Source organism: Carnimonas bestiolae (assembly GCF_051251145.1).
GTDB classification, from domain to species: domain Bacteria; phylum Pseudomonadota; class Gammaproteobacteria; order Pseudomonadales; family Halomonadaceae; genus Carnimonas; species Carnimonas bestiolae.
The window spans coordinates 285,460-298,172 of the sequence record NZ_JBPCZK010000002.1 but is presented as its reverse complement, the minus strand read 5'-3'; the positions used below and the strand labels follow the sequence as shown (position 1 = coordinate 298,172).

The following is a 12,713-nucleotide window of genomic DNA, read 5'->3' as shown; positions in this document are numbered from 1 at the left end:
CAGTACATGCAATAACCAATATCTGACTGCTGCCAATTGCATTGCCGAATTTTCAGATTTCTCTTAAAAGCGCTACCCAATTCCATTCGATTCTTGCATCGATAGATAGTACGAGAAGTGTCTATCAAACGACCAGGTGGCCTACCCTGATCGAGGTACACTCGTTCAATAGTTTGCATCAGTCTTCATAGTAGGAGGCCTTACCAATTTTTTGACAACACACCCCTCGTACCCTCGCTTTTCAAGTGGCCCGTCATCCAAAGGCCGCTTCGTCTCATTCACTTCCAGTCCTGCATATTTACTTCACCATTTATAGAAGCAGCCAACGGAAATAGCCTACCGGCGGCACAGCTCCTCGTGACCTTGTCCTTGCCTCGTGCTCCTTTACGGCGCTGAAGACTTGTTCTTCGATATAACAAGTCTTTTTCATGATAAAATTTCCCTTTAGTTCACGCTAGAGCAGCTGAAAATCTCATCGGGCTAAAGATATTAATCCTGAGCCATTAGTCATACAACAGCAAAGATTTCCCAATCGGCGAGCTTACTTGAAAGAAGCAAGTCTTCCCTTTTCCTTTTGGGAGATAAAAATTTATCGTCTTTTTTAATTGAAATTAAATTATCTTTTTTCTCTTTTTTTAACAGCAAATTAGAATCATTTGGATTTTCTACCAGATAAACATTTAAATCACTATCTAAACTTAGGTATTTTCCCTCATCCGTCTTTAACTTCATCGAAGTGAAATCGAAAAATAAATAACCTTCAGACACTCTGGGGGCTTTATGCACAATCCTCTTTAACTCACGGTCATAGCATAAGATGGAGCCATGATACGTAATCAGCCGACCCAAATCGCTCTCCCGGCCATTTTTTATAAAACTAAATCTTTCAGCAACGGTTTTAACTGGAACCTTATCTTCTTGATAGACTTCTCGTCTCTTGTGTTTTATCGACAAGTCACTGTGCTCGTGGACGCTATATAATATAGTCTTTTTAGTCCCGTCTACTATAGTGGGCCTGAATGTATCCATATCTCTGTGGCGCAAGAAGTCGAATACTAAGTTGACGGACTCCTTAGGACTATGCTTCTTATAAACGTCTATAAATGTCATACCGGGAGACGTGTTCACAGTGTGCTTATCAGAATATACTGTGCAATCTCTATTTAAATGAATAGCTGAATATCCGTTAGAAAAAGAAACACACATATTGCTGAAACCAATTTTCAAATAGTTTTTCAATTGGACCAAAAAATCTTGAGAAACACCATCATCGTCATCTAATCGAGTAGTCGCGTATATTGCCTGGTCCTTGCCCCATTTATCCAAATCATCTTTGATAAACTTTCTGAGCACATCAAGATATTTCGCATCTTCGTTCAAATAAATAATTGAAAAAAAACTATTTTTCTTTTCTATGTCTGACAAAACTTTTTTATTTCGATCAGGCAAATCTTCGGAGGTGAGTATAATTACTCGCAATCGAATATCGCTAGGCGCGTTTTGTTTAATAGCTCGCATGGATGGTTCTGTAATGGATAGGAAAAATTCCTCACGCTGCCTCATTCTATCGCTATCGAATATCATATTTTTATAATCTGAAAAACTATTATCTCGAAATGCGACAAAGTCGAAATTCCGTTTTAAAACCATACTGTAGCGAATTAATATATAACAAGTCTTCATAAGCAACCCCAGTTTACTTTTAATATAAAAACGACGTATCAGCTCACTGATTTAAAAAGTCGAAAGACTATCTGCATGTCATTTATAGACGTTTACACTATAAAAAATTTTTCCCAATCAGATTTATTCTTCTTAAAACGAAATTCATTACCAGACCTAACTGCACTTAAAAAGAAACCATCTTCTCTTACAATACTTACAGAGTAGGGATCAGATGTTTTTTGGACGCCAATCCTCATGCCCTCAAACTCGGGACTCTCTTTAATTAATTTATCGTCACACCAAATTACATCTTCGCTCAAAGAAGGGCTAGACAAATCCCCCACTATTTCTAGCGGTATGAGCCGGTTTAGGGCATATGATTCAATATCGGCCTGAACAAAATAATTATTAGTTCTATCATAGCATACTATTTTCCTATGAGAAGAAAATAAATAACGCCTACGTGTATTATCACTCGCGACACTATTGTAATATTTTTTCACCACTGACAAAATATTAGTCATGCACCGGGATGCATCCCCGAATTCTATATCATTTACCTTAATTGACAATCCCATCTCGTTTTTCGTTAATCGATATATTTCGTTTTCATTGCTACTGCTAAATTTCCGCCTATGCCACTCAATATCCGAAAAGTATTTAAATGGCATAAAAAAACCCACTTCCAGTTTTGTTTTATTGCCTTGTAATCTTATGATAAATCGACAGTCATTGTCACTCTTCACTCTTCGCGCCAAAAAGAAGATATTGTTAAATGGAGCTACAGCCTCGTATTCAGTGGCCAGCAAAGAGCGATTAGTTATATTAAATGCGTTATTTATCGCTTCTGAATTTTTTTCGTTTATATATGTTGTTGTTAAATCGTTAACCGAGCCGGCTAAACTTTTACTTTCTCTTGTGACATTGTCCATAAGCATCATGCAATGCTCGGGAGTAAGATACGAAAAATCCATATGGGGATTTGTAGATTTAATTCTATTTGTTAAAAATACGGTGTTACCATAAATATGAACCCCTGTCGACAAGCTGCCGCCAAACTCCTTGACTGCATATTCAGTGTGCATTTTATCGTCACGGCATTCAATATTAGACCAAATTATATATTTACTATCAGGGTTTTTAAAAACAGATCTTAGATCTCTTCGTCCAGAGATATTATTTTCGGTCACTTGATGCCCTAACTTTTTCTCCAAATCGAAAAAAGTTTTGTGTGCATCGAGTACTAGTTGTGGGTTGAAAACTAATGCAGTGCTGCCTGATACGCTATGGGCCCCGTATACAGCAGAATGGCCACCACATGAAGAACCGATGTGAACCACATTTTCTCTACTTATTTTTTTTCTACTTATAATTTTTTCAATTATACAAACCACATCGTCCATTAAAAAATTTTTTTCATCCCCATAGAACCACCCCGAATAGATACCGGGATGAATTTTATACATCGGGTCCTCTATACATAAGACATTACCATTCAGTTTACTAGACCAAGACACTCTATCAAATCTGGTGTTGGTTCTCCTCCTGCCGCCTCCGGGATAAAGAACAAAAAGTCGCTTGGTACTAGATGCCTTGAAAAAAGTTTCGAATGTAACGCCGTTGACTACAAAATTAATTCTTTTAGTTTCATTAAAATCAAAGTCGGAGTTTAGCTCAGCAGTTACGCTTTCTTGTTCAACCAGCGCTTTTTCAAAATTGTCATCTACAATTAGCTTTTCTTTATTCATTAAAGACTCTTTTAATGTCTGTTAGCAAAAAACTGACTGAAAGTTTAATAGAATTAATTATATTGCTATACTCAACTCTCTACTAGTCTCGGATGATCCACCGATTTTAACAGCGTCGAGAGGCAGAGGTTATGAGAGGCATATGGTTCAGCGCTGATTTAGTAACGTACCATCAGGCCCTGTGTCAGATCGCTCATAGATATTTTTTTTTAGGCAGTGCCGCACTGCAGAACGTAATCAGGGTAGGAGGTGCAGTGGAAAATACAGTGACTCAGGTGAGCGCAGGGGCATATAGTAAGTAACGCTTCGAGACAGTGCCTCTACTTTTACCATCTTTCGATGCTGAACCCAGCGCCAAAAAGTTTAAATCATTGAATAAAAGTAGATAACAGATAAGACTAAAAACTAAATCGACTGAATTAGTCAAAATAGGTGCGAGCGTCTTCAAGATTATCGAATATTCTTGGAACCGTCATGATACTTTGGTAGTTTCCGCCAGGTTCAGCCGCTTTATATATTCCAAATTTCAGCCGATAAATACTAAGGGCCCTTTTATCACTAGAATAGCCAAGCCTCCCGTTCCACTGCGCCAATCTTGCATGAGTGTCATACAGCTGCATGGCGCCTCGCCCGTTTTTCTTAACCCTTATCCCGATAATCAAATTCTTCCATTTCCCGTCTGAAAAATCTATCTTCGCAACACTATGGCCCCGTGGATACTTTTTATCTCTTGCCATAAGCATCCCTCCATGAGAGGTGCCTCGAGTGATACGAATCCCCGCCAGCGGACTGAAATTAGGACCCTGCCAAAATTGCATAACGTAGAAAAAATCGTTGGTGACGGATGTCTCTTTCGGAATTCGCATCTTAACTGAGATATAGTACTGCTTACCCAGCTGCATTTGATTCAACGTAGCCGCGAGTTCGCTTCTATCCGTTTTTCGCTCTTCATTACCGCTTGCTTTAAACTCGAGAACGTTGCCTCCATCCAAGCTAGGGGGCTCACCGTTTCCCTCGCACTTGCCCTTATAATATATCCCGTGGCCTTCTAAATTTCCCCCTCTGCCGATATGGGGCGCACATCTCGCTGCGTTTTTGAGCTGGTATGGTTGAGAAGGGGCATCAGCTTGAGCATAACCACTGAAGACCAGTGTTGCGCTGAGGAGCGATCCGCACAGAAAATTCAAATATTTCATTTTACTCTCAAGTATCGGATATTAATTTCTCAATCGCTTTTACATCTATCTCGTCTTCGTAGATAAAACATTTATAGGACATATCGTTATGCTTGGACCTCATGTAAAAGTCTCTAATAAGCATATGACTGGGGAAAAGCTCCAGTAGGAAAGAGCCCTTTTTCATAAAGGCGATGTTAGTCAAGCCCGCTCCATGCGGAGCGACTACCTTGCCGGCCATCGAAAACAAGAGCATTTGCTGTTCAATGCTCAGGCTCTCAGCGTGAATAATAATAAAACCTTTGCGGGACAATAATACTTCCAAATCGCGCTCGTTGCTTGGCCCTCTGCTTCCATTACTGCGTGAAATATACAGATTTAACAGCCCACACTCTTCGCTTTGCACAAGATTGCCGAAAAAATCGAATACGTTACTGTTCCAGTAATAGGGTGGTTGACCGGGCAGTACAGCCTGCTTTATAGAGCATCCTGCTACTTCTTCGAAGCTAAGCAAACGCTTGGTGTTGATCCCTAGCCTTCTACAAATCGGCGGGAGGAGACCAAAATCATCTTGTTGGTAAATAATGGGAATACTTTTAGCAACTCGGTGCGCAAATCTCAGACCGTAAACCATCTCTGCCATCACATGGTAATAATTACCTGGATGATGAGGTATAGGTAGCAGCAGTGCCCGCGGAATTTCTTCTTCGATAACCTTACGCGAATTTGTTGTGCATGCCTTTGCAAGTCGCGCCGACTCTTCATTCAGGTAAAGGTCTTCCCCAAATGCGTAAGCGTGCATCATTGAGCCTGCTCCACAAATGGAAACATTATCGAGAATACCGAGATCGTCGTAGTTGCCGGCATCTACCGGCACATGAAACCTTGCTAGCGTTAGTTTCTTTCGCGTCTGCTCTGACTCGTTCTTGAACTGTTCTTCAAACGATCCTGGTTCGCTGAATTTTTTTCCTACCGAGTAGAAACCACTATTGAGCGTAAAAAGGTTTTTAGGAAAGCGCTCAATTTCCTCTACCTCTTTTTGGCAGATCTGCAAGTTAACCTTTTCTTCGCCCGCTCCAGATAGCCTCTCTTTTTCCCTCTTTACACCGTCGTAAAGCTTACGAAGTTGCTTTATCCTATTCCGCTCCCCATCGGGGAATTCTCGGAGATCTTTATAAAGAATTTCTTCGACCTGAACAAAATCTCCAGATAACAACAACTCTCTAACATGCTTGGTCAGCTTTGGGCCATTAAACATTTTATTCAACCTACTTATCGGTGGTCTCGAACCAAGATTCACCATCATATCAGAGGCACAACAAAGGCCCCTAGGTTGATCGCCAAATCTCACTAGGGACTTAAACTTACACTAAGCTAGCAGGCAGGTTACTTACTTAACGCCCACTGCTGAGTAGTGATGTTTTGGAATTGCTCTGGATTGGACATCTTCCTTCTAAAAACATCCAACTGTGATTTCAACGTTTTGTCCTTTGAAGCTGAAACTGTATCGGGAGTGCAGCGCATAAGGTACAAGGGCGCGTCTACGTACGAGATAGACTCCTCTCCCCAGCGATTCTTGATACGCTGAATATACTCGGTGTCTCCTCGGGTGCGTACGTTAGAGAAGCCTCCCACTTCTTTGAACGTCTCGCGCGAGAACATACTCGTCGCGGGACTAGGATCAAAGATGAGGGGATCCCTTTTATCGGCTACGTACCGCATATCCTCAGTGAACCTAGCTTGCTGTGCCATTACCAACTTCAGCTGATCATTTCCGGTGATCAAATACAGTTGCTCTTGGATTCGGTCAGGATGGGAGAAATCATCGTCGTCTTGTATAGTAAAATAGTCGCAGTCTTCCATAAGCTCTACCGCCTTGTTTCTGGAAAGATACTGGCCTATATTTTCTGGATTTCTATAAAATACTACCCGCGTGTCATCAATTTCTGAAACGACGCGATCAATCTCTTCCTGGATCTCAGGCGAACTATTGTCGTCAATGAGAACGACATACGTATTTTTATAATTTTGATGAAGTACCGATGAGATCGATGACTTCAGCTTTACTGTATCTGGATTAAAAGTAGTTATTATCACGCCTACTTTCAGAGACTTATTGAGCTTTTTGGCTCCGCCATGCCCTTCCTGACCTTTCTCCGCTAGCGCTTCGTAAAAACTATTCAGCGTTTTACTTTTGATCGCCTGGTTATTAAAGGGAGCGATACCACTAGCGATACACGAAGCCTGAATTTCATCCCATATCAACACCCGGTGACCAAATGTGTATAGCAGCATCTCAATCGCCGCGGGGTGAGATTCTGAAAATTCTTCAATACAACGGCTCACATCCAAATTTCCCACTTTCACTAGCAAGGAAATTATGGCGAACAGGGTCTGATCATCAAGTTCATTACTGACAGTAAAGTCTTTTACCCTATCCAGAGGAATGGAAATCCCCTCGTTGATCAGCGGAGACTCCCTTCGAAGGAGGAACGCGGCCGCTTTGAGTAGACCGCCAGTTCTACCCTTCGCCTTCTGCAAAAGGGTAAACATGAGCTCCGCATACCCCTTTCTACCGACGGCTTTTTCGACTATTTGTCTCTCATTTCTCTGAGTACACAATTTTATAACGAAAAGAGCAAGCTCGTCGGAGCGACTATTGTGAACGCGCTTAATTGCAGACTCTATTATCTTATTCTTCTCTTTTTCGGAGATAAGGAGCACTTTGCCCCAATCTTCTGATAGAACGTAATCGAGCAGAGCTGTTTCGTCCTTTTCAGCGCTCCAGCATTTAACGATGCTTTTCGACAAACTGTCGGACATCTGCTCTATCTCGCCAATCTGGGCCGTACTAACACATAAAGCAGTGACAGCTTGGCAAGACTTGATATTGGAGTGAGATTCCCACCAATCCAAAGATGATGTTCTAGCTTCCAAGGAAGGAACCTGAAAAGAGAAGCGCGAGATGAAGTCGATGAACTCGCTTTTCCTACCGGGAACTTTCGCCCCCTTCAAACGAATAAGATGATTGGGTGCTGCGGATTCCAGCCATGCTGATATATCGATGCTCATTTTCCTAATTCCCGAAACCTGTTAAGACCACTCGAACCCGGCATCATCTATCTCTTGGATAAACTTCCTACGTTCATCGAGATGTAATGACGCATTGCGCTTCCACAATGCGTGCTCGTCATGCCCATACTGGCGTTTGGTATGACCACTCCATTCCCCGTCTCTACTGCGCTGAGGAGGAACCATTGCTTTGATTCCACCATTTTGCTTCAACGTGGTCGCCAACTGGATATCATCAAAGGTTTTCTGAGTATTATTGTAACGTGCACAGCTTACGATATATTTGATCCAGTCCTTCTTGAAAAAGTACGCATTGCATACCCAGTCACATTCCAATGCTTCATCTTTTCCGAGATTTTCAACACTGTCCCATGCCCTATCTTTATTATCCAGCGCGGCTTTTCGTCCAGATGGCCCCACCAACGCATTGCCTTCCTTGGACGTACTGATACAAAGCTCAATCCAATGACGACCTGGAATAACATCGTCGTCTAAGACATAAATATATTCAGAATCGCAAAGATATCCCACGATCCATCTTGTATAAAGACTATTAACGTCTGATCGAATAATTTGAAGACCATACTTGGTTATCAGCTCCGGAGCGACAACGAAGTGGTTACCATTTTGCAATATAATAATCTGGTCAGGTGGAATCGTTTGGTTAAACAGCGCTTCGAGCTGCTCTTCAAGATAATCCGTTCTTTTCCACATCGTGATGACCGCGGACCAGCCAGATTCCTCATTTTTAAAGATTTCAGCAAAGTCACTATTTTCTGGGGCGTGATCACTCACACTAGTTTCGCTATCGTCGGTGATCAGCTGAGCGCATCGGCGCGCGAGACTCTCACAGATCGTACTCATCTCAGGCTTACGCTGCGCTAACGATAGATAGATTTCGCGCGCCTCACGATATTTTTCTTGATTATAATAGTTTCGCGCGTCGCTAAAGGATAATTCTTCGGGAGTAAAAGCGCCAATATCAGCATTATTTTCACGCTTTTTCTTACTGCGACTTTTCCTTCTCTCAATTGCGAGAGACCGTCTCGTATCGTTTAGTTTATCCGATAAAAAATGCAGACTTGGCTCCAACAATTGAATTTGTAGGTCGTCATCGCCATTTACTTCTTCGCTCATTATATCTCCTGGAGTTAGGCATTTATACCAGCAGAACAAAATCGATTGCTTTTAAATATAAGCAAAATATTTAATACTGCAAGCATTGTTAAAATTGGAATGATGCTTCTTTTAAACTTATTGCTTTAGAATCATTGTCTGATAGCAATAACGGAGCATCGCCACTTAAGGGCCATTTTATTCCAATATCTGAATCATTCCACGAAATAGAGTATTGATCTTCTGGAAAATAATACTCCGTACATTTGTACTGGAACTCAGCAAATTCGCTTATCACATAAAAACCATGAGCGAACCCCGGGGGTACCCATAGCATTTGCTTGCGCTCGTCATCGAGCCTTGCTCCGACCCACTGACCGAACGTCGGGCTGTTGACCCTGAGATCAACCGCGACGTCAAATACGCAGCCCCTTGTCACCCGCACTAGCTTGCCCTGGGGGTGTTTCAGCTGATAATGCAGGCCGCGTAATACGCCTTGTCGAGAGGCACTGTGGTTATCCTGGACAAACCGGTAGTCGCCACAGTGGTGCTCAAACTCTTTTTGACGAAAAGACTCGAAGAAAAAGCCCCGGCTATCTTCAAACACTTTTGGGGTGATCAAGACCACATCAGCGATGGCAAGATGTTCATAGAGCATAGATATCTAACGTTCCATTTATCATGTCAGCAAAGACGACAGATATTGGCCATATCCTGTTTTACGAAGGCAGTGCGCCTGGTCAGACAGCTCCTGGTCAGAAATCCATCCTTTGCGCCAAGCAATCTCTTCCAAACAAGCAAGCTTTAGGCCTTGCTGCTTTTCCACTGTCTGCACGTACTGCCCTGCTTCGAGCAGGCTTTCGTGAGTACCGGTATCCAGCCAAACGAATCCGCGTCCCAGCTTTTCCACTTCAAGCGCGTCTCGTTCCAAATAGGCTCTATTGATCGGCGTAATTTCCAACTCACCTCGCTCAGATGGCCGGACTTCCTTCGCAATATCGATCACGCTATTATCGTAAAAATAGAGTCCTGTTACGGCATAATTTGAGCGCGGACTCGAAGGCTTCTCTTGAACGGAAAGGGGTTCACCCGACTCGTCCAGTTCAACGACACCAAAGCGCTCTGGATCGTTCACTGGGTAACCAAATACGGTTGCGCCGCTTTCCTTGCTGCTGGCTTTCAGAAGTTTTTCGGAGAAGTGCTGACCGTGAAAAATATTATCGCCAAGCACCAAACAAACGCTGTCACGGCCAATAAAATTAGCGCCAAGCATGAACGCTTGAGCTAATCCTTCCGGTGCTTCCTGCACTGCATATTCAAAGCGAACTCCGAATTGACGACCATTTCCCAGCAGATTCTTGAAGAGAGGCAGATCGGATCCCGTGCAGATGATAAGAATTTCATTTATCCCCGCCAGCATAAGTACTGAAATGGGGTAAAAAATCATCGGCTTATCGTATACAGGCAATAACTGTTTGGATATTGCGAACGTTAGCGGATACAGCCGAGTTCCCGTACCACCGGCTAATACAATTCCTTTGCGTGCCACCGGCATTACTCCCACTCAAACGCCGCAGCGTTTGCATACAATCTAAAGGTTTATTGGCAGCACCTTCCCAGCGGCCAACGACTCGAAGAAACGTTTGCTATCTCAACGAAAAATCTTCGAAGCTTACGGTAAGGTTCGGGTTATAAGCTGGGTCATGAAGCAGTTGGTCTGCCCAACGACCTCGGAAATAATCTACCTCGCGCTTCGCCCTAGCCTTTTTGGCGGGATTATCATCAGCCCCGCGAGACACCGATTCGTGGTGATATAACTCGGCAAACGGCGTCCAGAGATTCCGGTAACCCAATTCCCTTACCTTGAGGCATAAATCGACATCGTTATACGCCACCGGTAGGTGCTCCTCTTCCAAGCCCCCGACCTTCTCGAACAGGTCGCGGCGCAACAGTAGACATGCAGCCGTTACAGCCGAAAGGTTCTGGATGTGATTCAAACGATTTTGAAAGCCCCCTTCGCTACGAGGGAAAAAACGGTGGGCATGTCCAGCAACCCCACCCAGACCAAGAATGACCCCTGCGTGCTGCAGCGTGTCGTCGGGGTAATACAATTTAGCCCCTACACACCCTATCTCCGGCCGGATCGCGTGGCTGACCATTTCGGTTAGCCAACCGCTATTGATCGGCTCGATATCGTTATTGACCAAACCGATGATATCGCTCTGACAGTGGCGAGCCCCAAAGTTATTGACCGCTGAGTAATTGAAGGGGTGATTCCAGCGCAGCACGCGCACTCGAGCCTCGTGTTCGATGTCATTCAAATAGGCGAGTGCTTCGGGATCCGAGGACTGATTATCCAAGATAATAATGTCGAAGTTCGGATAATCAGTTAGCTCGAGAATTCGATTCACACATGGCCTGAGCATATGCACCATATCGCGCGTGGGAATCAGCAAGGTTACCGAAGGAGGCGTTTCAGGCAAATTCCATTGCACACGGCACCCCACACCTATCTGCTCGGAAACAACGACATCAGCGTTTTTTTCCTTCAAAAACTGCGATACCGCTGAGCGGCTGTAACCTGGGCCATTTGGCGACAGTTCAGCGGCACTGGTTGTATCCGAATAACGACGGTGCAGGATTATATACGCTACATGCTGAATATTTTCTTTGGGCAATGCGTCGGTAAATGCGAGCAGCAGTGCATGCAAATCCACGTCTTCGAACGATTTGATCGGTTGAATGAACTGCAGCAGCCGCTGTGACGAGAAGGCGACCGCACGACCCATGTAGTTCACTGACAGTAGTAGATCGGCGTTCCATTCTGGCTTGAAATTGGGCAATGATCGCTCGCCATCTATCCGTCGATCTTCGTCGCCATACAGCAACGCTGCATCTGGGTGCTGAAAGCTGTGAGCGGCGAGGTGGTAGGTCGCGTTGCTGGCGAGCGCGTCGCCTGCCGCCAGGACAGAGATATAATCGAGCTGATCGGATAACGATGTTATCCAATTATAAAATGCCCCATCCCCATCGGATGGTTGAATCAGCAAATGCGCCGCCAAATCTTCGTGCTGTTCCAAGCGCTGCGCTAGCAACGCTTGAATATCGCTATCAGCGTTCTGCTCGGCGGTTACCAATAAGTACCAGCGCGAATAACGCTGTGCTATTAGCGAGTCGACGGTTGTCGCCACGTCGTCTATCGAAGCCCCTTGGCTGGCTATTGCGATGCCGAAATTCGAATGTTCAGTCAATTTTTCAATAGCGATCGACACGCGGTTATTGGAAGGCTCTCTTAACGGCTCTATCTGTTCACGCCATAGTGCGTAATTGAAATTTGGCGCACCGCGCGCAAAGGTACCCTCATAGTAGGCCGTCAGTAACCGGCGCCAGTTCACGCCTTCTTCCTGGCTCTCCTGCCGCAACGCCGTATAAATCTTCCGCTCACCAGCGCCCTGGAAATGCCTATCGGCGTAATTCAGCCGCCGCAGCATTCTGCTGTGTGCAAAACGCGGCGTCAGCCAGATAAAGCGGAAGCGTCTAATGGAGAAAGAACCTTTTTTCCCTGATAAAGGTTCTAACCGGATGCCTTTAATTCCCCAGGGAACATAGCAAATCCGCTTGGCCACTCGACCTCGTCTCACCGCAAGGTAAATGGTATTGCGGCGGTCAAAACCATTGCCCCGATCAAACGTTATGCCCGCAGCAGCGGATGTTTGGTCATGCTCTATCTCTATCTCCAGCATGTTGAAGCCCACACGCGGGAGTGCTTTTTCACTGTGGAAATACGCCTCATCGCCGGTCGATTCCCACGAAAAAATGGCAGAAATATCGTCATCCGCCGAGCACTTGACCATGCCGATGGATGAAAGCCGCGGAGACGTATTTAGTCCAAGCTTTAACGGTAATGTCTCAAGGAAAAACGTTTTAAAAGTCATCA

General features: G+C 44.3%; 9 protein-coding genes. All 9 read right to left on the bottom strand.

The features are described from left to right. Window positions 1–507: 507 nt before the first annotated feature. Window positions 508–1,683 (bottom strand): glycosyltransferase, encoded by a 1,176-nt coding sequence (locus tag R84865_RS04645; RefSeq protein ID WP_435638969.1) that lies wholly within the window; start codon window positions 1,681–1,683, stop codon window positions 508–510. 92 nt (window positions 1,684–1,775) lie between these two features. Further along, complete coding sequence (locus R84865_RS04640; protein ID WP_435638968.1) at window positions 1,776–3,413, bottom strand: hypothetical protein; 1,638 nt, start codon at window positions 3,411–3,413, stop codon at window positions 1,776–1,778. A gap of 419 nt (window positions 3,414–3,832) precedes the next feature. Beyond that, window positions 3,833–4,609 carry a heparin lyase I family protein gene (locus R84865_RS04635; protein WP_435638967.1) on the bottom strand — a complete coding sequence of 259 codons (777 nt, stop codon included), beginning with the start codon at window positions 4,607–4,609 and terminating at the stop codon, window positions 3,833–3,835. A 7-nt stretch (window positions 4,610–4,616) separates the two neighbouring features. After that, entirely contained in the window at window positions 4,617–5,846 is a 1,230-nt protein-coding gene (locus R84865_RS04630) for a glycosyltransferase family 61 protein (RefSeq protein WP_435638966.1), read from the bottom strand. 128 nt (window positions 5,847–5,974) lie between these two features. Further along, complete coding sequence (locus tag R84865_RS04625; protein ID WP_435638965.1) at window positions 5,975–7,660, bottom strand: glycosyltransferase family A protein; 1,686 nt, start codon at window positions 7,658–7,660, stop codon at window positions 5,975–5,977. Window positions 7,661–7,681: 21 nt separating this feature from the next. Further along, on the bottom strand, window positions 7,682–8,797 hold the full coding sequence (locus R84865_RS04620; protein WP_435638964.1) for a glycosyltransferase family 2 protein: 1,116 nt from the start codon (window positions 8,795–8,797) through the stop codon (window positions 7,682–7,684). A gap of 88 nt (window positions 8,798–8,885) precedes the next feature. Further along, entirely contained in the window at window positions 8,886–9,434 is a 549-nt protein-coding gene (gene rfbC, locus R84865_RS04615; RefSeq protein ID WP_435638963.1) for a dTDP-4-dehydrorhamnose 3,5-epimerase, read from the bottom strand. A 21-nt stretch (window positions 9,435–9,455) separates the two neighbouring features. Beyond that, entirely contained in the window at window positions 9,456–10,331 is an 876-nt protein-coding gene (gene rfbA / locus R84865_RS04610; RefSeq protein WP_435637320.1) for a glucose-1-phosphate thymidylyltransferase RfbA, read from the bottom strand. Window positions 10,332–10,422: 91 nt separating this feature from the next. Further along, complete coding sequence (locus R84865_RS04605) at window positions 10,423–12,711, bottom strand: glycosyltransferase family 2 protein (RefSeq protein ID WP_435638962.1); 2,289 nt, start codon at window positions 12,709–12,711, stop codon at window positions 10,423–10,425. Between the last annotated feature and the right edge of the window lie 2 nt (window positions 12,712–12,713).